Origin of the sequence: Aliikangiella sp. G2MR2-5, assembly GCF_015687155.1 — a bacterium.
Lineage (GTDB): Bacteria > Pseudomonadota > Gammaproteobacteria > Enterobacterales > Kangiellaceae > Aliikangiella.
Genome location: NZ_JADPQF010000008.1, coordinates 81,062 through 103,515 on the forward strand (window position 1 = coordinate 81,062; position 22,454 = coordinate 103,515).

The following is a 22,454-nucleotide window of genomic DNA, read 5'->3' on the forward strand; positions in this document are numbered from 1 at the left end:
TTTATGATAGTGTATCAAGCTGAATCGTCGGAGTGTGGCATTGCCTGTTTATCGATGATATCCAACTATCACGGTGGAGGTTTTGGATTAAAGGAGCTAAGAGAAAAATTACGTGCAGGTAGTCGAGGTGTTAATCTTTCTCAATTAATCAAACTTGCGGAGTCGATCCACTTTTCAAGTCGTCCGATCAAAACGTCAATAGATAGCTTAAAGAAAGCTCAACTTCCATGTATATTGCACTGGGATATGGAGCATTTTGTTGTTTTAAAAAAAATTAAAAGGAACGCATTTGTTGTTCTTGATCCTGCCTATGGAGAGGTGGTTCTGTCTGAGGACGAGTTTTCAAAGCATTTTACCGGAATCATACTGGAGCTCTCACCGAATAAGAATTTTGAAAGCAGGAAAAAAAGAAAAACTATTTCCTTTAAAGAACTTCTAGCAGGCCTTCAAAGATTACTTCCCTCTTTTTTTCAGATAGTTATGCTCTCATTTGTAATGCAGGCATTTCTGTTGATTATACCTTTCTATATTCAGACGATTACTGACAATGCAATATCAGGTTCTGACACAGAATTGATTCTCGTTTTAGGAATAGGATTCTCGGTAATATACATATTGCAATCCATTACAAACCTTGTCAGGGGCGGGATAGTAATATTTATTGGGAATTTATTAAACGTAGAACTGTGTTCCAGGTTATTCCATCATTTATTAAAGCTTCCGATGGACTATTTTAGTAATCGGCATGTTGGAGATACAATTTCAAGATTTGAATCTTTAAAGCAAATAAAGGAAGCTATTTCAACAAAGTTTACTGAGTCGGTAATTGATGGAACCTTTTCGATCATTGGACTGGCGATCCTGTTGAGTTACAGTGTACCGCTTACACTGATAGTTTTACTGAGTCTATGCCTGTCGATAATCATTCGAGTTATCTGGTTTCCTATATATCAAAATGGAGTATACAAAAAGATACAGACATCAGCCAAAGAGAATACTACCTTTATTGAGAGCTTGAGAGCTATTCAAACGATCAAACTGTTTGGGCTGGAAGATGCAAGAAATTTACTATGGAAAAATGCCATGGTCGATACGACAAATGCGGCCGTTAAACTTGAGAAACAGGAACTTTATTATCATACAGGAGAAAGACTAATTTCAGGCATAGAGAATATTGTCGTAGTCGGACTCTCTGCCAGTTATGTTATAGATTCTGCCTTTACTTTAGGTATGATGTTTGCGTTTATTGCTTATAAATCACAGTTTGTTACCATGTTTTTGGGATTGCTCGATAATGTCTTTCTTTTTCGATCACTTCGTCTTCACCTTGACAGACTAAGTGATATTACCGATAGCAAACCCGAAGCGGATTTGGATTGTGATAACAACTTTAAGCTGGAAGGAAGTATTTCAGTTAAAAACCTGTCATTTAGATATTCAGCTGATAATGAATTTTTACTTGATAATATAAACTTGCAAGTTAATTCCGGGGAGTCAGTTGCGATTGTCGGTCCATCGGGAAGAGGTAAGACAACATTAGTCAAAATTTTACTTTCTCTAATCGATGCAGAAAGTGGCTCGATTGAAATAGATAAAGTTCCGCTTCATAAAGTTGGTAAAAGAAATTATCGTTCACAAATAGCGAGCGTAATGCAAGATGACCAATTACTGATGGGATCAATCAAAGACAATATCTGTCTTTTCGATGTGAATCAGGACGATGAATGGATTATAGAGTGTGCCAGAAAAGCTTCAATTCATGATGAAATAATGCAGATGCCAATGGGGTATTCGACTCATCTTGGAGAAATGGGGGGCACTATTTCTGGTGGGCAGAAGCAGAGGTTATTATTGGCTCGTGCGCTTTATAAAAAACCCAAAATATTGTTTCTTGACGAAGCGACCAGTCATCTCGATATAAAAACAGAACGTAATGTCAACGAAGCTATCAAAGCTCTTCAAATGACTCGAATAATTATTGCCCACCGCCCTGAGACGATTAAGTCAGCAGATAGGATTTTTGAACTTTGAAACTGCCTCTAAGAAACAATCTAATTATCTATTAGAGGCCAGTATATCAGGCTGTATTATCTTAGCTTCGATGGTTCCTTTTACTTGAGCCCGTCATTTCCTGGGCTTCCATTACGATCATTAACGCCTGTGGGTCAGTCTCAAGCACAATACTTTTAAGTTGTGGAATGCGTCTGGCGCCCACTACTACAAAAAGTAGCCGTTTATCTCGTTGGTTTATCAGGTTGTGTCCGGACAAAATTGTGCCATCGCGATCCATTTTTTGATTGATTTTTTTTCCAATGAGATCGGCCTGGTCGGATACAATGTGAACAATTTTCTCTGGAACAGCCATGGTCAAAACTTTGTCAATAACTTGAGTTGTGGCGTAAATACTCAACATTGCCCAAAGCATTTTCTCCATATCCTGCAAAATTGCTCCCGCGGCCAAAACGATAAATGCATCGATGATCAATACAACCTGAGCTGGTTTTACATGGGTAAAGGTAGCGACTATTCGAGCTATGATTGTAGTTCCTCCCGCCGATGCATTTCCCTTTAGAACAAGACCTACCCCCAGACCGACACAGGTTCCGCCATAAATGGTAGAAAGCAAAATACTTTTTATTGAGGGGAAATTGATATAGGTTGTAAGTAGATCAACCATTATCGAAGTGACGACCATCGAATATATCGTTCTCAATGCAAAACGAGAGTCGATAAACTTGACGCCAGCGATTAATAGCGGAATGTTGATAAGTAGCATCGAAATACCAGTAGATATGTCTGTCAGAAAGTGGAGCAGCATACCCATTCCAGGTGTTCCTCCGGTGGCTATTTCCCCAGGCAAAAGGAAAAATGCGACGCCGCATGCCAGGATGGCTGAACCTAGCGTAATAAAGGTGATGTTTTTTATTTCGGGAATAATTTGGGTCATTGTTCTCTGCATAGATAGAAACCTGTGATACTAATCTTTGTTGTCAAGCTTATTGCTCGTTTCCACAAGTTGCACTCAGTTAGATAAGTCTAGTCGAATCGACCAACTTTCTGAGCAAATAGTTGGGCCCTAAGAATACCGCTTTTGATTTGTCGGAGTATGATGATGATCAAGAGGAAGGAGATGTACTAATAACGAAATGTAATGAAGCGTAACTGATACTATCAAAAGTTCAGGATTTGAAGGAAGTTATGAAAAAATACCACATGAATAAATAGCCATATGAAAAAAGTCCAGCTGATTAGCTGGACTTTCCCCATGGTCGATAATCGAAATTAAAAGTTGGTAGATATGCCTAACATCACAACCCAGGGATCGATATCAACATCGACACTCGCAGCAACCGCATTGTCGATTAGAACATCAGCGGTGGTATCAATTTGCATGTAGTAAATATTTCCAGTGAAATTCCATTCTTTAGTCATTGGAGTATCAAAGCCAAACTTGACCGCTGCGCCCATTGAGGAGTCTAGCTCTAGTTCGGCATCGGCACCAAGTACGCCATTCAGAGTTGCACTGGTTTTTTCGTCAAAAAAGACTGTGTAGTTTAGACCAGCTCCCACGTGCCATTTTGTTTCGTTACCCCACTGGTAAATCATGCTAAATGTTGGTGGTAAATGTTTGGTTTCCCCAATAGGTACACCCGCTAAAATTCCTGTTCCATTGATATCATGACTAAATGGAAGGGCTCCAAGAACTTCGAATCCCCAGTTTTTGTCGAACATGTAGGTCAAACTAACGCCCAGACCAGTAGATGAGTCGACGCCAACGCCTCCTCCTAAAATGGTTCCACTGTCGTCATTTGGCGAAACATGGGCAGCACCAGCTCTGAAAATCCAGTTGTTATCAGAGTCGTTAGCAATCGCTGCTGTTGAAAAAACTGACATGAGGGCTAATGCAATAGTTGTCTTCTTCATAATACTCTCAATTTTATTAGGGTTAATTGACGGAATGAATACTACCTCTTTGGAGGTATGAATTGTTGACCGGGATCAATATCCCTACTTTTGTCACGGTTTTGTTGACAGGTTATCTCCCGGATAGGATATACAGGCCTGTTGGAACCTGGTTGACCTATCCTGATAGCAAATGAGAGACAGAATCATTTAACCTGGATTGCTGCGACGTTTCCACTGAGTATTTGATGAGTGACCGGCGTATTCAAACCTAAATGATGTTGCTGTGATAGCTCAAAGGCTACTGTCTGTACAGTATTTCTGGCATCCAGTAAGCGGTAGGGATTATTTATATAAAACAGGAGGCGCCAGGTAACCGCATGATCTCCGTTTTCTACAACGATAATCTTAGGCTTCGCGCAATTATTTAGTGCGGCTTCACATTCACAGGACTTTTCCCATACTGAGTACAAAAACTCTTTTACATCTTCTGCAGATTCCTGATAACCAATTTTAAAGTCAAGGTAGTCGCGAAAACCGTTACTGCTTGAGTTGGTCAATGTTTCAACGGTTGAATTCCTTAGCTTTGAGTTAGGTATCGTGATCTCATGTTTTTGAACTAGATCGCGGATGACTGTTTGCGACAAAGTGATTTGCATCACCACACCGGTTACTTCCAGTTCTTTTACCCGGATCACTGAGCCTGCTTCGACTGAGTGGTTGTAGTGCATTATCAGACCACTGATCATATCCCCCAGAAAATAATCTTTTGACGCAAACAATATGAGTAGAACGCCTCCGATGACACTTGTTGTCTGTAGCCAGCTGTTGAGTTCCCATATGTTGATTAAAATAAGAAAGACAACGGATGATACCAGCACCAGACCGATGAGACTGATAATTTCGCTGGCGTATGATTCGCCTTTAAGTTTTTCTCCTTCAACCTCTTTTTCTTTGCCGAATCTAATGACAATCCAGTTCTGGACATAATGCATAATTATATAGGCTATCAATATTGTCAGACCGGTTTGAGAGATTTGTTGTAGGTGTGAAACTTCAAAGCCGAATACCAGTTCAAACAGGCCGGCGAAAGCATAGATACAGAAAAGTACCAGGTTGATTGCTCTCAACCCCATCATTCTATTTTTAATGCTGCCGAAGTTAAGTTTATTGGCTGAATTTCTGATAATTAATCCGGCAAAAAGGAAAATGATCAGATTCAAGCTGATAACCAGGTAGTCGAGCCAGAGGAAGGGCAGCTTCTCGGTTTGTTCAATAATCCACTCGGCATTGATTGTCATTATTGCTCCTCAGCATTCGCTTTATGTCATTTATAGCTCAAAGTCTTTTTGATTCTGGAATGGTATCACACGTCAATGAGAGTTAATTAGAGTTAATGAGAGTCAAAGAGTATACCCGTTTCTTTAAATTGACAGAACTATTCATGACAAGCTTAAATAGAGCAAGATTAGTCAAGTTTCAATTTCATAGAGTCATTACACTTTGTTTCCGCAAATATTAAACACAGGTTGGAGTATCGTTGAAAAGTATTAGGTATCGAATTTCTGAAGTGGTGACTTACATTGAAATCCTGCTGGAAAAACAATTTATATTAGAAGAGCCCATCGAAAAAAATGAACTGGAATTGAAAAGCCTGGCTAGTATCGCCTGTCTTTCTTCTTATCATTTTCAAAGATGTTTTACATCCTTGCTCGAATTGAGCCCTTTTGAGTTTATTCAGCTACTTCGTTTTAAATGGTCGGCTTCCAAATTGCTTTATCGAAGTGAAATATCGATAACTGATATAGCATTTCTATGTGGATTTGAAAGTGCTGAAGGCTTTTCAAGAGCATTTAAGAAAAAATTCATGCAGTCTCCGCGTACTTTTCGCCAGTCACCTGATTTAAATTCCTGGGAAATACTTAATCAAACGATCAATAGAATCAGGAGTAAGTTGATGAATCAAAATAGTGATATTCTGGATAATTGTCTTGATAAAAGGCCGACTGTAGAAGTTGTGATGATAGAAAAAGTTCGAGTGGGTGTTCTTAAACATGAAGGCTCGCCTGCACAGATACCGTTAACTCTTCGCAAGTTTATTCAGTGGAGAAAGGAGAATAAGCTTTCTCCTAAAATAAGTCGGACTTTTAATCTCATGTATTCCGATCCAAGAACCACCGCTGATAGCGAGTTCCGTATGGACCTTTGTGCTCAGATAAAAAGCGAACTAAAGGAAAACCTGCAAGGAATTGTAGAGTCTACTATTCCGTCCATGCGATGTGCCAGAGTCGATTTTAGAGGAAGGGACTCAGATATGGCCAGTGTGATTGATTACTTATACAGAGACTGGCTTGATACGGTCGATGAGTTGCCCGGCGAATATCCTTTAATTATTGAGCGAGTCAGTTTTTACCCGGACGTTGCAGAAAAAGATGCTTTTTCCAAAATTTATCTGCCATTAAAATAAGGTTTGTAGATATTGGCGCAACTAGTCAAACAGGAATTTGTTTAAACAAATGACCAACAATTTACATTGTTTTCATTAAATTAAATTGATAGAGTTTAATCAAATTTCTGAAGGTAAACCTTTATAGAGTTAAAATCTTTAATTGAGATTTTCTTGGTTTGCATAAATTGACTGAGCTTCTGCTTGAAGAATTCCTGAGTGAATTTAGGGTGTTTTCAAGAGGCAGGCTGTTCGTCACGTCTAGATAGGGATATGTTTTGGCAAAGGAATGCGTATCGTTGGATGATTATCGAGCCGATTTTGAGTTGTCTGTTAATCGCTCTATGTCAATGCCATTTGCTGGATTAATGGTCTGGTCTTCAGTGGCTGTTTTATCTACCCAGCTTGACTCCGATATCGCCATACTTGTGCTCCTGTTCATGACTGGCGCAATCTTTCCGCTGGCTCTGCTCATCGCTAAAGTTCGTGAAGAAAACCTTATCTCGTCTAAAAATCCTCTGGCCAAGCTAATGGGAATGTGCGTACTTATGGTAAATCTGCTATGGGTGGTTCACATTCCTTTATACCTTTATCAGCCGGAGTTTGTACCATTGAGTCTCGGAGTGAGTCTGGGTTTACACTGGGTTGTTTATTCATGGATAGTACAACATCCCGTAGGTCTCGTTCATGCAGGCCTGCGTGCGCTAGCTTGTTTTATCGCCTGGTTTTTGTGGCCGGAAGCTCGTCTTTTTGCTATCAGCACCGTGATAGTTGTTATGTATTTGTTTAGTCTCTTTCAATTAGCGACCCGCCCCGTAAGTTCTTTATTTACCGAGTCTACCTAGTCGCTTTCATTGGTGATTCGCTTCGCGTAATTATTGAGTCATTTGACATTTATCAATTGAAAGCAGCTGCATCCTTGTTCCTTCGATGATTAGCGATTAGTATTAACAGCAGTCGGAAGTTTTCTGGAGCAAGAATTGTCCGCTAATAATGAGTCCGTGCAAAGCGTTGGTCATGGCCAGTCCTCAACTCAAAAACTCAGTTATAGTGCGCGCGCTTTAACTAAGATTTATTTGTCGGGAGAAACTCAGGTTCATGCATTGAGAGGCGTCGATATCGATATTCCCCGGGGGGAATTTGTTGTAATGCTGGGGCCTTCAGGAAGTGGAAAGTCAACATTCTTAAATATCATTGGTGGACTTGACAAGCCGACTAAGGGTGAGGTTTTTTATAAAAATAGAAACCTGAGTTTGCTATCAAGTAGGGAATTGACCCTATATCGCAGAGATAGCATCGGTTTTGTTTTTCAGGCATATAATCTGGTTCCCAGCTTAACCGCTTTGGAAAACGTTACTCTGGTTACGGAAATTTCAGACAACCCCATGGATCCCCGAGCCGCTCTTGAAATTGTAGGACTGGAACAAAGAGCGAATCACTTTCCGTCTCAGCTTTCCGGGGGCGAGCAACAAAGAGTTGCTATCGCAAGGGCTCTGGCCAAACAGCCTGAAGTGCTCCTGTGTGATGAACCTACTGGAGCTCTGGACAGTGAAACAGGCGCGCTTGTACTTGAGGCATTGTTGGCGGTTAATAGAGACTTCAACACTACCTGCGTGATTATTACTCATAATGCATCCATCGCAAAATTGGCACACAGAGTCATTTATTTTGCGGACGGCAAAGTCAGTCGTGTAGAACTGAATGAGTCCAGGCTTTCACCTTTTCAGGTCTCATGGTAAGGAGGAGTTGCTCGTACACATGATAGGGACCTTGAATCAGAAACTACTCAGAGACATCTGGAAAATAAAAGGCCAGATGTTAGCTATCAGCATGGTGATGGCTGCGGGTATTGCTGTATTTATTATTATGTTCGGTGTTCTTGATAGTTTGAAGTTAACCAAAGACACCTACTATGACCGCTATCAGTTTGCCGATGTGTTTGCTTCTTTAAAGCGCGCTCCGAATAGTTTGGTAAAGCAAATAGAAGAGATTCCCGATGTTGCTCTTGTTCAGGATAGAGTCGTTTTTGGTGTGACTTTGCAAATGCCAGAGATGATTGAACCTGCAACCGGGCTAATTATTTCTTATCCCGATCACGGAGAGCCTCTTCTAAACAAAGTTTACCTAAGGCACGGAAGGTTGCTTTTTCCGAACGAGACAGATGCGATTCTTGTTGATGAAAGCTTTTTCAAAGCGCATGGGTTGGAGTTAGGCGATAAGGTTTCAGTGATAATGAATGGCCTCAAACGAAAACTGACTGTAGTCGGTGCCGTATTGTCTCCAGAGTATGTTTATACCATTGCGCCAGGCGCGATGATGCCGGATGCTAAACGCTACGGTGTCTTTTTTATGAGTCGCCGTTCATTGGAAGCTGCAGTCAATATGAAGGGAGCATTTAATGATCTTAGTGTTAAGGTTGACCCTTCAGCGGATACTATCCAGATAAAGTCGTCGATTGATCAGGTTTTAAAAAACTATGGCGGTTTGATGGCATATGACAGGAAAGAGCAGATTTCCAACTTCTTCGTTGAGAACGAGCTGAAACAACTTAACGCACTAGGTTGGTTAGCCCCGATTATATTTCTAAGCGTCGCAGCTTTTTTGGTTAACGTTGTAATGTCACGACAAATTGCGACTCAACGAGAGCAAATCGGAATGTTAAAAGCCATCGGTTATAGTGATTTGGATATCTCTCTTCACTTTTTAAAGATGGTGATAGTGGTGTCTACTCTCGGAGCACTCATTGGACTGGTGTTGGGGAGCTGGATGGGAAGTGGAATGACCGCTATGTACACTGAGTTTTTCCACTTTCCAATTCTAAAATACAGCTTTTCAATCGAGGTAATGATTATTGCTGTATTCTCGTGTTTTATTGCTGCGGTTGTCGGTACACTGGTAGCGATCAATAATGCGGTAAAACTGCCCCCGGCGGAAGCTATGCGGCCGGAAAGTCCGCCGGTATTTAAGCGTGGACTTCTCGATAGATTGAAGTTTTACTCCTGGCTGTCCCATCTTTCGAAAATTATTGTCAGGCAACTAGAAAGGCGTTTTACTCGAGCTTTACTGTCTTCCATTGGAATGGGATGTGCTTCAGCTGTGTTGGTTTTTAGTTTGTTCATGAAAGACTCAATGGATTATCTGCTTGAAGTTCAATATGAAGTAATTCAAAGGGAAGATATTAATATTTCGTTTATTGAACCAAGAAGTACAAGAGCGCTCGAGGAACTAAAAGCGCTACCGGGTGTGCTTCAGGCAGAACCGCTCAGGCAAGTTCCGGTTAAATTGAGGTTTAATCAATATTATAAAAAAGGGGTTATAACAGGGTTGAGTTCTGAGCCTCAACTCTCCAGAGTGGTCAATAAAAAGCTTATGCCAGTCAGGTTGCCTGAGCGGGGAATTTTATTAAATAGTAAGTTAGCTGAAATTCTCAATATTCAGATTGGTAATCAGGTTACTGTAGAAGTACTAGAAGGCAAGAGGCAACAGTTACAAGTTCCGGTGGTTAATATTGTCGAAGAGTTTATCGGAACCGGAGCCTACATGAATTTAACTGCCTTAAATCAGCTTTTGGATGAACCTCCCAAAATGAGTGGTGCTGCGCTGTTGATCGATCAAAAGTATGCGGGAGTTATTTTTAATCGGTTGAAATCAATTCCACAAATTGTAGGGCTTAACATAGTATCGGTTTTGAAGCAGATATTCGACGATATTATGGCTGAGAATTTGTTGAAGATGGTGACAACGAATATTTTATTTGCCTGTATTATCAGTTTCGGCGTTATCTACAATACTGCTCGAATTGCGCTTTCTGAAAGGGGAAGAGAGCTCGCTAGCTTAAGAGTTCTAGGTCTGACTCGACGAGAAGTTGCTTATCTACTTTTTGGTGAGCTTAGTATTATAACACTGGTTTCATTGCCTCTTGGCTGTCTCATTGGTATCGGGTTAGCTCACGGAATGGTGAACTCTATGGAGTCGGAAATATTCCGAATTCCCATGGTCGTCAATCGGGATACTTTTGGTTATGCAATCACTATTGTTCTTTTTTGCGCACTTTTATCATTTTACATGGTTTGGCAACAAGTAGAAAAAATTGATTTGGTAAGCGCTCAAAAGGGTGTTGAGTAAATTGTGTGTTGCTATTTGTTATAAATATGGAATGGAATTTTGATTCATGAATAAACAAAGCGAATTTGGTATGAAACAGCAAAGAGGAAAAAGTATAAAGCTTTTATTAAAGTTAACTTTGGTGGTGGCTTTTGTTGGAGCGCTAATTTTTGCTTTTATGCCAGAGCCGATAAAAGTTGATATTATTTCAGTCAAGCAAAAAGAATTACTGGTGACGATAGAAGGTGAAGGGAAGACTCGAATTCATGATATCTATCAGGTTTCTACGCCAATTGAAGGGCGAGTAACGCGAATAGAAGCTGAGCCTGGTGACAGGGTTTTGGCCGGTAAGACTGTATTGGCAAACATGTCTCCTGCTAACCCTCGCTTTCTGGATAAGCGATCAGAAACTCAGGCTAAGGCAGATGTTGAAGGCGCGAAAGCTGCTCTTGCTCTGGCTAATGCCAGAGTAAAGCAGGCTAAAGCACAACTGGACTATGATGAGGCCGACTTTAAGAGAACTCAAGAGCTGTTTAACAAGGGGAGTGTCTCCAAGGCTAACCTGGAAAGAGCTGAACTAAGACTCAAAACTTTGCGTGCTGAGCTGGAAACAGCCGAGTCTAACCAACAGGTGATGCAATCCAGGCTTGAGGCTGCTCAAGCCAGGCTTCTCCAGCCTGACGAGGCACCTAACAGCGCAACGCCTTCTGTATCGACTTGTCAGATTTGCATTTACTCTCCGGTTGATGGAACTGTACTAAAAGTATTGCATCAAAATGAAAGTGTTGTGCCTGTGGGAACCCCCTTAGTTGAAATCGGTAATATTCAGGATCTGGAAGTGGTTATTGAACTACTATCAACTAATGCTGTTTTGGTTTCTCCAGGTGATCAAGCTTTAATAAAACGATGGGGAGGAAAAGAGGATATTCTGGCTGAAGTTAAGCTGGTAGAGCCTGCGGGGTTTACGAAAGTTTCGGCGCTTGGAGTAGAAGAGCAAAGAGTAAATGTGGTTTTGCGCTTTATCGATCCTGTTGAAAAGTGGCGCTCTCTAGGGCATGCGTTTCGCGTTGAAGCCGCGATTATCATTGACCGAACCGGGAAAACACTGTCCATTCCATTGAGTGCACTATTCCGCTTTAATGAAAACTGGTCGGTATATCGTGTGGTTGATGGCAAAGCGTTCATAACTTCAGTAAAGTTAGGTAAACGTAATGAGCGCTACGCAGAAATTATAGAAGGCCTGGAACTGAACGACCAAGTGATAAACCATCCCGGTAGTCATGTTGCTGATGAGGTGTCAGTTGTCGCAAGGTAGTATTGGATTGTCGAAATTATTAGGGAATATCTTCTTGATTGAAGCGTTTACTCATAACCCCTGCTTTACAAATATGGGGATAACCGTAAATCAGAAAAAGAACAATGAATATTTAAATTAGCGGGACAAATTCGATTCAAGCTAATAAACAGGAGAAGGTATTTGAGTATTGCTTCCATGATTACTCTGGGGATTGCAACCATCGTCCTCATATATTTAATCATCATCTATAACGGATTGGTCGGGTTAAAGCATACAGTTTCTAAGAGTTTCGCTAATATCGATGTGCTTCTCAAACAGCGACATGATGAGTTGCCAAAGCTTGTACAAGTTTGTAAACAATACATGACTTATGAAGAAAAAACTTTCAAGTCGATAGTACAAGCGCGCAATGATGTCGCAAAAGCAAATGTTGCGGGAAACATGAAAGCACTTGGTGATGCCGAAACTCAACTACGAACTGGGTTAGGTAACTTGTTCGCGCTGGCTGAAAATTATCCTGAATTAAAAGCTGATCAAACATTTATCCATCTTCAACAGAGAATCTCGGGACTTGAAAATGGTATTGCTGATCGACGAGAAGTTTACAACGACTCGGTTAATAATAATAATATTCGTATTGAACAGGTTCCCGATGTTTTTGTCGCTAAATTGTTCGGTTTCAAGCCATTTGAAATGCTCAAATTTTCAGAAAGTGAAAAAGCAAATGTTGATATAGGGCAGTTGTTCAAGTCATGATTTTTCATATTATCGCTTCAGTCATTGCTTGTATTGTATTTGCATGGTTAGGCTTTTCTTTTTTGATCAAAAAGCGAATCATCGAAGATACTCCAACATCAAAAATTCGCTCTGCTGCTCAGGGGTATGTTGAACTTCAGGGACTTACAAAGGCATTTGAAGATAATAGAGTTTTTGCACCCTTAACTGGAAAGCCATGTCTTTGGTATAAATATCAAATTGAAAGATATCAACGATCAGGAAATAGCAATGGTTGGAGTAAAGTTGAAGGAAATTCTAGTCAGGCCTTTTTCTCTCTGGACGATGGCAGTGGTTGTTGTGTTATTAATCCAGACAAAGCTGACATTACCGCTGCGTTGAAAGAGCGTTGGGAGGGAAGCAGTCGCTACCCAAGGACTTCAACACTCCCAAAGCCTACCGGTATAAAAGGTTTTTTTTCCAAACTTGGGCGTTACCGTTACACTGAATGGCGTTTGAATGAAGAACAGTTTCTATATGCAATTGGTCTTTTTCAAACTATTCATGCTCCGAGTACCGAGACTCAACAAAAGGAAAAGATGAAAGAGATTCTTACTGAGTGGAAAAAAGACAGTCAATTCCTGTTGAATAAATTTGACGTTGATGGCGATGGCAAGATTGATATTCAGGAGTGGGAAACCGCCAGAACAGCTGCCGCTAGAAAGGCAGCCTATCATGTTAAACACGAGCCAGGGGACGAGGCCGTTCATACCATGAGTTATTCACCTTCTCGTGGTCAGCCTTTTATTTTGTCTTCAATTGATCCAAAAACGCTGACAAAACGATTGCACTGGAAGTCTCTAGGCTGTCTAGCACTGTCCCTTGCGGCAGGGACTTATGCAGGGTACCTGCTAACTCAAAACCTATTCTAGTATTACTAGATTCATATTGATTTTAACGTCTTGTTTTAGTCAAACTGGCTTAATCTTACGCTGTCCAAATAGAGGGTTTTGGGCTTTTTGAGATCAATTGTAAACACGCTGAAAGCGATTATATTTGCCAGATCCACCTCTCTTGATTTGGGGCGAGTCTTAACTTCTTCCAGATCGAAACTCAAATGATTAATGCCTGGCTTTAAAGTGATTTCTTCATTAAAGCGATCACTGAACTTATAGCCCGAAGACGGATGTAAGCGATCGTAGACTTTAAACACTATATCGAGTGATTCATCTCCCTCAAGGTAGAGATCAAAGTGAATGGCTTTATGATCTCGCCAATCGTGGACAAAATGGTTTAAGGTGACATCTGGGTAATCTCCCGGAACCCAGTTGATTTTCAATGAGCCTGAACCATGAGTTGTGTGTTGGTCGCTAATTGAAAGCGTTGCATGTTTTGAATCCCATCGCCCTAGTTCAAGTTCTGATTCAAAGCCCGCTAAAAGAGGATACTCTTTTGGAAGGCGAGTCTCATCGACCACTGCAAAAATTAGGTCTCTTATTCCAATTAATGACAGCATGAAAACCAATATTATGGCCACGACGCTAGATGTCTTTCTGGTTTTATCTCCAGGTATCATCAAGCAGAAGCCTGCGTACCCACCGACAAAATCATTAAAAATATCTTTTAGTTCAAAACTTCGACCGAAAGCCAGCTGGGCTAACTCTGTACCCAGGCCTGCTATTAAGCAAAACACCGTAATCGCAATAAAGCGAATGAGGAAGTTTTTGCTTTGCAATGGAGTGAACAGAATTAACCCGATGGACAGTAGTGCGAACAGTGCAAAGTGGCCTGATTCCCAGATTTCCTTGATAATGCGATTATCATAGTAGTCAGGGTTACCAATAAATAATAAGCTCGCTAAAACCAGAATACCTACTAAAATAATCCACTTCATTGTTCTACTTCCTGTTTTTGTTTAGTAGAGTGAATAAATCACTGGTGTCGATTCTTGATACTGGAGCGAGAAGCTAATCCAGATCAAAGAAAAAGCTTCTCATCCTCCACAACCAAATCCCTAAATAACCCGGCAGTGAATAAAGAATACAAATACCAAGGGCTATCGATAACCCCCAAAATAGCCAGGCTATTTCAAGGTCTGCAGTCAGGACCAGAGCGAGCATACAGATCAAAGCACCCAGTGTTCCTGCCAAAAGCCTTTTAAGTTGGGTTTTTGGGGTGAGTGCCATATTTTTAAATCGAGATTTCAGCGAGCTCCAGTGCATAACCTTATTCGTTTTGTCTGACCGCAGCAGAGTACTATAAACAGTCACTCAGAGGAAAGGTACAATTATAAGTAGAAATAGAGGAATATAAAGAGCCCGTAAAAGGAGAACGGGCTCTAAACAGATTATTTATCGGAAAAAGCTGAAGTCAGGATCGGAGTTGAGCTAGTTTTACTATTTGGACTCTCGACTGTGTGGATCAATAGTAAGGGTTTTCCCCTTCACTATGTTCAGTTACATCCTTAACGCCTTTGACTTCAGGTACCTTCTCAAGCAATGTTTTTTCAATGCCTTCTTTCAAGGTAACATCTGCCATTCCACAGCCCTGACAACCTCCACCAAACTGAAGCACCGCAATACCTTCTGCGGTAAACTCTGCTAATGCAACTTGTCCGCCATGGTTAGCCAGCTGAGGATTTATCTCGGCTTCAATGATATAACGAATCCGATCTATAGCTGGCGCATCGTCAGGAACTTTGCGTGCTTTAGCATTCGGCGCTCGCAGAGTAAGCTGACCACCCATGTCGTCTGTTTGATAATCGATCTCTGCTTCTTCAAGATAAGGAATACTTTCTTCATCGACAAATGCGTTGAACTTCTCAAATTCGATCTTCAGATCGTCCTTCTCGACTGCATCGGTTGGACAATAAGAAACTCCACACTCGGCGTGAGGGGTACCGGGATTAACAACAAAAACACGAATACCTGTACCTTCTTCTTGAGAAGAGAGAAGTTTCACAAAGTGTTCTTGAGCCGGTAGGGTTATTTCAATCATTGGACTTTACTACGTTTAAATATTCATCTGCGCGAATTCTACCAGATCGTGGCTTTTTATTATCCATGTTTTTTATGGGGTTTAATGGAATAATTTCAATTAATTTTTCCATTCTCTACTTTTTGCTATTAGTTCGGCCGTAAAGCCATCGCCCAATACAGACGGGGAAGGGGGGGGCTGCCCCAGCCAAGGGGAACTGGGGCCTGACAGTAGTGCTGAATATTTGTAAATCACTGAAATCGGTGCGCCCCTACCTGCCTTGATTTAAGTGTAATTTCTGGATAACCGAAACAGAAAAGCTGCGGATTAATACCAATTATCAAAATACTCGGCTAATCCCTTGATTTTGATGGGATATTCACACTATATTGTGGGCTAGATAAGAACTCTTCTCAGTAAGTGGCTAAAAATAAGGCTTTTCTCAACTTTTAGGAATCAGACATGAAAAATGCGCTCGCCTTTCTCTCCTTCTCACTACTAGCACAGTTGGTTTTCGCGGTTACGCAGCCTGCCTGGGCAGGTAAATTGACAGAGTTAGAGCGATCTTACGAACTGGATAACGGGTTTGTCAGTATTATCCGGGACGTCAAGCAAGATAAGATTTATCTTAAAATTGATAACCTGGGTCAGGAGTTTATATATCAGACGAGTTTACCATCTGGCTTGGGCTCAAATGATATAGGCCTGGATCGAGGACAGCTCAGTGATACGCGCCTGGCGGTATTTGAGCAACTCGGTAATAAAGTCCTGCTAAAGCAGATTCCAGTGAGGCATAGGGCTGTTAGTGACAATATAAAAGAAAGGGAAGCGGTGGAAGAAGCCTTTGCAAGCTCTGTTCTTTACGGATTTGAGGTTGTTGATAGCGGTAAGGGATGGGTCCTTGTTGACGCGAGTGATTTTGCGCTACAGGATATCCACGGGGTTGCCAGACGTCTGGCTGATCGTAAGCAGGGAAGCGGATTTAAAGTTGATAAATCTCGTTCAGCTGTTTACATGCCGCGCACCACAGCATTTACCGATAATACAGAAATAGAGTCAGTAATTACCCTGGTGGGCAACGGGACTGGTGAGTATTTAAAACAGGTTGCCCCCGAAGAGGACAGTATTAGCCTTAAAATGCATCACAGTTTTGTCCGCCTCCCTGATGACAAATATCAGCCTAGAACTTTTTATCCAAAGAGCGGCTACTGGAGTATTCAATATAAAGACTATGCTTCGCCGATTAATGAACCCTTAACCAAAAGGTTTATTGGTCGTCATCGGCTGGAGAAAAAGAATCCAGATGCAGAAGTAAGTGAGCCGGTGAAGCCGATTATCTACTATCTCGACCCGGGCGTTCCTGAGCCTGTGCGTTCGGCGCTAATCGATGGTGCTATGTGGTGGAACACAGCGTTTGAGGCGATTGGCTATAAAAATGCTTTCCAGGTCAAAATGCTACCTGACAATGCCGATCCTATGGATGTTCGCTACAATGTTATCCAGTGGGTTCACAGGGCAACTCGAGGCTGGTCCTATGGTTCAACCATTACCGATCCTCGTACTGGAGAAATTATAAAAGGACTGGTTACTCTTGGCTCTCTTCGGGTCAGGCAGGATTACCTGATCGCTCAAGGGATGATGTCGCCCTTTGCACAAGATGAAAAAGACGAAAAGTTAACTCAGTTGGCCTTGGCAAGAATTCGACAACTTTCCGCTCATGAAGTAGGACACACTCTTGGGCTGGCTCACAATTTTGCAGCCAGCACATACGGCAGAGCATCCGTTATGGACTATCCGCATCCACTGTTTCAATTGCAGGGGAATCAGATCGTGGCAGGTCAAGCCTACACCAATAGCTTGGGCGCCTGGGATATGGCGGTCATAGCTTACGGGTACCAGGATTTTGCAAAGGGTAAAGAAGAGGCGTGGTTGAAGCAGTTGATTGCTCAAAATGATCAGAAAGGGATGCTTTATATTACCGATCAGGATGCAAGGAGCGTTGGAAGTCCCAATGCCAGGGCAAGTTTATGGGACAATGGTAGTGATCCGGTTGCAGAGCTAAAAAGAATGTTCGAACTTCGCCAGGTTGCGTTAGGTAATCTGGGGAGCAAAAGCATCAAACGTGGCACCCCCTGGTCACAGCTGGAGGAGGTTTTAGTGCCTGTCTACCTATTCCATCGCTACCAGACTACTGCGGCGGTTAAACTGATTGGTGGACTGGATTATGATTATTCTATAAAACGAAATAACCAGTTACCGAAAGTTAATGTGGTTTCAGGAGAAAAACAGACTGCCGCTTTGAATGCCATTTTAGCAACTCTGAAGTCAGACTTCTTAAAACTGCCAGCTAACATTGCACAGTCTATACCACCTAATGCTTACGGGTTTAGGTCTACTCGGGAATCAGTTGTCGGAGCGAGTGGCGCGGCATTTGATCAAATTGCGTTGGCACAGGCTTCTGCCCAAATTAGTTTGAATGGTCTTTTCAATAGTGAGCGACTTTCTCGTCTCATAGAACAAAGCGCCACAGACCCTACCATTCCATCCATTGATTCGATCGCGACAGAAGTTCATCAGCAAATTATCGAGCAAAACTTTGATGGTATCGATGCTGTTCTCCATCAAGCGGTTGTCGATCTGGTATACACGCACTACTTGAATCTGTATATCAACGAAAATACTTCGCAACAAGTGAAAATGCAGATTTTGGGTGTGATTTTAAAAGAAAAAGATTACCTGCAGCGGAAACTTACTGCGGTAAGAAAGACGACGAGTTACTATGGTTTTTACGCTTATCAGGCAAGCAGAATGGATGCGATTCTGAGTCATCCAGAACCTAAGGTAATTCCGGTTCCGACTGTACCCCCTGGCTCTCCGATTTAATGGCATAAAGGCGCATTTAAATGCGCCTTTTTTAGTAGTGCTCAATCAGGAACAATTTCTTTAGCAAACGGCTGCAGCTCTTCCCTGATAATTTCGATAATTTCTTTGGGAATAGAGAGCTCTTCAAGCGTATTTAACATCATGGTTAACCACTTATCAACGTGATTTTGATTGAGACCTCTTTCAAGCAGGGGCGCGTGAATCTCACTTAATCGTGCCATTGATATTTCCGACTCTCCGCCAAGCACGAATGTGAAAAATCGTCGAAGTTTTATTTTTTGAGCATCGAGCGGTATTCCAGTGAAAAATTCCGCGATTTCAGGATCGAGCAGGAATTTATCATAGAAACGATTTACAGCAGCCTCTACTGTTGGTTTTCCACCGATCCTGTTGAATATTGTATGGTCGTTCATCCAGTGATTTCCAGAGGCTGTCAGGTATTTCGCTTGATTATGTATTTCGTTTTAGTTATTGACGATAATTTGGGGACTCAGATTCTATTATAGTCACTGATATGGAACACTGAGCGGTATATCTCACCTGATTAAGCTAAATATATCTAAAAAGCATAAAGTGTGACTACTTTAGATGTGGAGACGGGACAAACTTCTTTGTTTCTCCAGAAATTCCAGGCTACGAATCCCGTACCAGGAATACTTTTCTCCATCAACCAGAGCGCACGAATATCCCAGAGACAAAAGCTCTGAGCGATAGCGCTCAAATGGAAATGGTTCGCTCGAAAAAAGCAGTAGTGTTTTTTCAGGAGGGTAGTCCTGCAATGAAATCTGAGGATATTTATGATCAAACCTGACTCTTTGGTTTTTATAACCCAGGTGATCCAGCATAGATTGAATAAATATTTTTTCACCGGCCGCCATCCAGGGATCTTTCCAGATCAGGTAGATAAGCTGACTTTGTTTTTCTGGCTTTTTCCACCACTCAATTACTCCGGGTATCTCGTTTATTTTTGATTTAAAGAATTCTGCTGTGGCGATTTCTTCCCAGCGATGAGCAATGGAAGTCAAGTTGGAGTTGTTAATTTTATTGGCGAGTCTCGCAAGTTCCTTGGCGACGTCATGGATTGATTGAATGTGCAATGCGATATAGTCAAATGGACAGGAGTTTGCCATTTCCAACGTATTTTCTTCTTTATCAAAAATAACCAGGTCCGGTTTGAGGAGACTAACCTTGTCCCAGTCGACGTCTTTCGTTCCGCCGACCTTGGGAATTGATTCGACTGCTGGCTTGGGATGAATGCAAAAGCGCGAGCGCCCAATCAGCTCTACTCCTGATGCAATCAAGGTTTCTGTAATTGAGGGAACCAGGCAGATTATTTTCATACTACTTATGGCAGAGTGATACTCGGTTCTGCTAATTATACCTGTAGTATCAGGACAACTGTAGCTGACACTCCTGAAATTTGGGCGGTTGATTAATATGAAAAAGACTTGCAACCCTTTAGCAAGCACCTAGAATAGAGTGCTTTAAATATTTATCCAGCTCGGAGCAGCCCGAACTAGCTGTCAATAAGAGCCAACCATCGACCGCAGGTTGTTGGTTTTATAGAACATTGGACAATGGTATATATTATGGGAAACCGACTTTCAAAACTAGCTACCAAAACTGGAGATGATGGAACTACGGGTATCAGTGGGAATAAACGGCTAAATAAAGATTCTGCTCGTATCGAAGCTATCGGTGCGGTTGATGAGCTGAACGCATCAATAGGTATGGTAACCAGTCAATCGATAAGAGAAGATATGGCCAAGTGTTTAAATGTTATTCAGCATCGACTGTTCGATTTGGGAGGAGAATTAGCGATGCCGGATTATCAGCTAATTAAACCTGAACATATTATCGATCTAGATAATTGGTTGGACCAATTTAATCAGGAATTACCACCACTCAAAGAGTTTGTTCTTCCTAAAGGCAGTTTCGCAACTACCTGCTGCCATATGGCGAGAACTATATGCCGTCGAGCAGAGCGTCGTTTGGTTACTCTTTCTCGGGAAGATAGCATCAATTCTGAAGTCCAGGTGTATTTGAACCGACTATCAGATTTATTGTTTGTTTTCTGTCGTTTGCTCAGTAAAGGTGATGGCAGCGAGGAGATGTGGCAGTCAAAAAGAACCTCTGACAAGTCCTAGCGCTATTCGGGATGAATAGGATGATTCGAGCCCTGGAAGCCTAATCAGTGCTTTCAGGATTAGGTATTGGAATTGGAAGTTAATCATTTCTGGGCTCTATTTCCCCTATTATTTTGCTAAATCGACTAAAATAATAGATCAGAGTAGAGATACAGATATTGATCTATAGAGATACAGACATTGATCTATAGAGATACAGACATTGATTTACATAGACACAAGTATTGATTTTCAGCGAATAGAGATAATTTAGGAGTGTTATTTCATGGATGCTAATCAAGCTGAAGAGCTAGATAGGTTGGTACAGGTTAAGGTTGACAAGGACCGAGGCTTCGCAGAAATTACATTTGAAGGTGGTATAACGCGAAAGCATCTGGATCATTCATTCTCCCTGCTTATTAATGATCCTGATTTTAAGAAGAATATGAACGCCTTGTATGACTATTCGAGGGCATATTCGGATTTGGAAATGCCTGAAATTGAGGAACATGCACAGTTTGTTGTTGAGCATTTGAACCTGCGGGGGACAAACTATAAGCTGGCATTAGTTGCATCGGATACTTTGAACATTGCCTTACTCGAAGTGTATAAACTACTGATCTCAAAGACGAGTGTCGAAGCTGAGGTTTTTCATAATATCGCCGCAGCGAGACGCTGGCTAATGGAAAAGCACTGAATAAGTTTTTTATTGTTATCGCTAACCTTTGATTTCTCTATAACAACCTCACCGTATTTTTATATTACTCTTTAGTATAAAAGCTATTATTTCAATTAAATAATTGAGTAGAGATAAATCCCATCCATTTTTACCGACCAAAAACCAATTCCTTCTGGTGATTGCGATGTGCTATAATCTGCGCGCTTAATATTCGGTGCGCCATGCGCTTAATAGGGAACGCGGTTTAACTCCGCGGCTGTGCCCGCAACTGTAAGTAGAGCTGAAAGCAATACCACTGATCTCCGGTTTATTTATAAGCTAAGCGATTGGGAAGGTGCTTGAAGGTTAACTCTACGAGCCAGGAGACCTGCCGAAAAGTGATCGAATACTATTCGAGCGGGTTACTCGATGGTGTAGTGATGTGTCGTGCAAGCTAATCGAGCTTCTCTTTCCTCCTCCGCCAGTCATGCCCGCTCCTCATAAGATATCTGGCGATGTTCAAACAAAACAGATCGACAACAAACCGTGCCGTTATTGAGACTCGGAATCTATGCTGGAAAGTTAGCGACAAGCTAATCCTTGACGGTATTTCCATGTCTGTTCAAAGCGGCAAGTTTGTTGGTTTGATTGGTCCTAATGGGGCCGGAAAATCTTCATTGCTACGTTTGATTTATGGGAAAAATAAATTAACCAGTGGCGAGTTGAGTATTCAACAAACTCCTGTCGAAAACTATAGCCGTAAATCGCTTGCGCAGAAAATTGCGGTTGTGTTGCAGGAACCTGACACCCAATTTGAATTAAGCGTACACGACGTTATTCGAATGGGATTGACGCCTAATAAATCACTGTTGTCTTTTGATAGCAAAGATGATCACGCAGCGATCGTTCGTGCTGCGATTCAGGTTGATATGGAAGATAAGCTGAGTCAACCATTTAATTCACTGTCTGGCGGCGAAAAACAAAGAACAATTATCGCTCGCGCAATTCTGCAAACTCCTGAAATTTTGTTAATGGATGAACCAACAAACCATCTGGATGTACGCCATCAAATTGAAGTTCTGGAACTAGCTAAAAAAATGGGAATTACGGTAGTGGTCAGTATTCATGACCTCAACCTTGCTGCAAGTTATTGTGATAGTTTGATATTGTTGTCCAAGGGAAAAATAGTTGCTCAAGGGAGCGTAGAAGAGGTTTTAACCGAAGAGCAAATCGAATCGGTTTTTAATGTACGAGCCAAAGTTGATCGTCATCCATTCAACCAGAAGATCAGAATTTCATTTGATATGGCCAGCAACATAAAACACTCTGAGGTTATGGAGTGATGGA

The 22,454-nt window shown here is 41.5% G+C and carries 20 protein-coding genes and 1 riboswitch; of the genes, 12 read left to right on the forward strand and 8 right to left on the reverse strand.

Annotated elements, in window-relative coordinates; genetic code table 11:
• Positions 1 to 3 precede the first annotated feature (3 nt).
• Positions 4 to 2,031 (forward strand): peptidase domain-containing ABC transporter, encoded by a 2,028-nt coding sequence (locus tag IYN84_RS19530; RefSeq protein WP_196140958.1) that lies wholly within the window; start codon positions 4 to 6, stop codon positions 2,029 to 2,031.
• A 61-nt stretch (positions 2,032 to 2,092) separates the two neighbouring features.
• Here IYN84_RS19530 and IYN84_RS19535 read toward each other — a convergent pair whose 3' ends face one another.
• The 3 genes from IYN84_RS19535 to IYN84_RS19545 all read right to left on the reverse strand — a co-directional run bounded on the left by IYN84_RS19535 (position 2,093) and on the right by IYN84_RS19545 (position 5,204).
• The gene (locus tag IYN84_RS19535; protein WP_196140959.1) at positions 2,093 to 2,947 is read right to left on the reverse strand and encodes a YitT family protein; all 855 of its coding nucleotides are present in this window, start codon (positions 2,945 to 2,947) and stop codon (positions 2,093 to 2,095) included.
• A 335-nt stretch (positions 2,948 to 3,282) separates the two neighbouring features.
• On the reverse strand, positions 3,283 to 3,924 hold the full coding sequence (locus IYN84_RS19540) for an OmpW family protein (protein ID WP_196140960.1): 642 nt from the start codon (positions 3,922 to 3,924) through the stop codon (positions 3,283 to 3,285).
• 185 nt (positions 3,925 to 4,109) lie between these two features.
• The gene (locus IYN84_RS19545; protein ID WP_196140961.1) at positions 4,110 to 5,204 is read right to left on the reverse strand and encodes a mechanosensitive ion channel family protein; all 1,095 of its coding nucleotides are present in this window, start codon (positions 5,202 to 5,204) and stop codon (positions 4,110 to 4,112) included.
• Between the two features lie 239 nt (positions 5,205 to 5,443).
• Between IYN84_RS19545 and IYN84_RS19550 the strand changes: the two genes are divergently transcribed.
• The 7 genes from IYN84_RS19550 to IYN84_RS19580 all read left to right on the forward strand — a co-directional run bounded on the left by IYN84_RS19550 (position 5,444) and on the right by IYN84_RS19580 (position 13,396).
• Positions 5,444 to 6,370, forward strand: coding sequence for a GyrI-like domain-containing protein (locus IYN84_RS19550; protein ID WP_196140962.1), 927 nt, complete (start codon positions 5,444 to 5,446; stop codon positions 6,368 to 6,370).
• Positions 6,371 to 6,627: 257 nt separating this feature from the next.
• A complete protein-coding gene (locus IYN84_RS19555; RefSeq protein WP_210330744.1) occupies positions 6,628 to 7,194 on the forward strand; it encodes a hypothetical protein in 567 nt (188 codons plus the stop codon).
• Positions 7,195 to 7,419: 225 nt separating this feature from the next.
• On the forward strand, positions 7,420 to 8,088 hold the full coding sequence (locus tag IYN84_RS19560; protein ID WP_371735008.1) for an ABC transporter ATP-binding protein: 669 nt from the start codon (positions 7,420 to 7,422) through the stop codon (positions 8,086 to 8,088).
• Complete coding sequence (locus IYN84_RS19565) at positions 8,051 to 10,474, forward strand: ABC transporter permease (RefSeq protein WP_196140963.1); 2,424 nt, start codon at positions 8,051 to 8,053, stop codon at positions 10,472 to 10,474. The genes IYN84_RS19560 and IYN84_RS19565 overlap by 38 nt, the downstream gene beginning before the upstream one ends.
• 46 nt (positions 10,475 to 10,520) lie before the next feature.
• Entirely contained in the window at positions 10,521 to 11,768 is a 1,248-nt protein-coding gene (locus tag IYN84_RS19570) for an efflux RND transporter periplasmic adaptor subunit (RefSeq protein WP_196140964.1), read from the forward strand.
• A gap of 162 nt (positions 11,769 to 11,930) precedes the next feature.
• Positions 11,931 to 12,506 carry a LemA family protein gene (locus IYN84_RS19575; protein WP_196140965.1) on the forward strand — a complete coding sequence of 192 codons (576 nt, stop codon included), beginning with the start codon at positions 11,931 to 11,933 and terminating at the stop codon, positions 12,504 to 12,506.
• Positions 12,503 to 13,396, forward strand: coding sequence for a GIDE domain-containing protein (locus IYN84_RS19580; protein WP_196140966.1), 894 nt, complete (start codon positions 12,503 to 12,505; stop codon positions 13,394 to 13,396). The genes IYN84_RS19575 and IYN84_RS19580 overlap by 4 nt, the downstream gene beginning before the upstream one ends.
• A gap of 35 nt (positions 13,397 to 13,431) precedes the next feature.
• Here IYN84_RS19580 and IYN84_RS19585 read toward each other — a convergent pair whose 3' ends face one another.
• The 3 genes from IYN84_RS19585 to nfuA form a co-directional block, all read right to left on the reverse strand.
• Positions 13,432 to 14,358, reverse strand: coding sequence for a VanZ family protein (locus tag IYN84_RS19585; RefSeq protein WP_196140967.1), 927 nt, complete (start codon positions 14,356 to 14,358; stop codon positions 13,432 to 13,434).
• Positions 14,359 to 14,431: 73 nt separating this feature from the next.
• Complete coding sequence (locus IYN84_RS19590) at positions 14,432 to 14,686, reverse strand: hypothetical protein (RefSeq protein ID WP_196140968.1); 255 nt, start codon at positions 14,684 to 14,686, stop codon at positions 14,432 to 14,434.
• A 199-nt stretch (positions 14,687 to 14,885) separates the two neighbouring features.
• Positions 14,886 to 15,461, reverse strand: a complete 576-nt coding sequence (nfuA, locus tag IYN84_RS19595; protein WP_196140969.1) for a Fe-S biogenesis protein NfuA — start codon at positions 15,459 to 15,461, stop codon at positions 14,886 to 14,888.
• A gap of 441 nt (positions 15,462 to 15,902) precedes the next feature.
• On the opposite strand from nfuA, the gene IYN84_RS19600 reads away from it, so the two are divergent.
• Positions 15,903 to 18,323, forward strand: coding sequence for a zinc-dependent metalloprotease (locus IYN84_RS19600; RefSeq protein WP_196140970.1), 2,421 nt, complete (start codon positions 15,903 to 15,905; stop codon positions 18,321 to 18,323).
• A 41-nt stretch (positions 18,324 to 18,364) separates the two neighbouring features.
• On the opposite strand, the gene IYN84_RS19605 is transcribed toward IYN84_RS19600, so the two are convergent.
• Together IYN84_RS19605 and IYN84_RS19610 are read right to left on the reverse strand one after the other, a co-directional pair.
• Positions 18,365 to 18,736 carry a truncated hemoglobin gene (locus tag IYN84_RS19605; protein ID WP_196140971.1) on the reverse strand — a complete coding sequence of 124 codons (372 nt, stop codon included), beginning with the start codon at positions 18,734 to 18,736 and terminating at the stop codon, positions 18,365 to 18,367.
• Between the two features lie 171 nt (positions 18,737 to 18,907).
• Entirely contained in the window at positions 18,908 to 19,663 is a 756-nt protein-coding gene (locus IYN84_RS19610) for a helical backbone metal receptor (RefSeq protein WP_196140972.1), read from the reverse strand.
• Between the two features lie 249 nt (positions 19,664 to 19,912).
• On the opposite strand from IYN84_RS19610, the gene IYN84_RS19615 reads away from it, so the two are divergent.
• The 3 genes from IYN84_RS19615 (at position 19,913) to IYN84_RS19625 (ending at position 22,450) form a co-directional block, all read left to right on the forward strand.
• Entirely contained in the window at positions 19,913 to 20,470 is a 558-nt protein-coding gene (locus IYN84_RS19615) for a cob(I)yrinic acid a,c-diamide adenosyltransferase (RefSeq protein ID WP_196140973.1), read from the forward strand.
• Between the two features lie 265 nt (positions 20,471 to 20,735).
• Entirely contained in the window at positions 20,736 to 21,146 is a 411-nt protein-coding gene (locus tag IYN84_RS19620) for a hypothetical protein (RefSeq protein WP_196140974.1), read from the forward strand.
• Positions 21,147 to 21,323: 177 nt separating this feature from the next.
• A riboswitch (cobalamin riboswitch) is annotated at positions 21,324 to 21,518 on the forward strand.
• 104 nt (positions 21,519 to 21,622) lie between these two features.
• Positions 21,623 to 22,450: an ABC transporter ATP-binding protein gene (locus IYN84_RS19625; protein WP_196140975.1), complete on the forward strand. Its 828-nt coding sequence runs from the start codon at positions 21,623 to 21,625 to the stop codon at positions 22,448 to 22,450.
• Positions 22,451 to 22,454 lie beyond the last annotated feature (4 nt).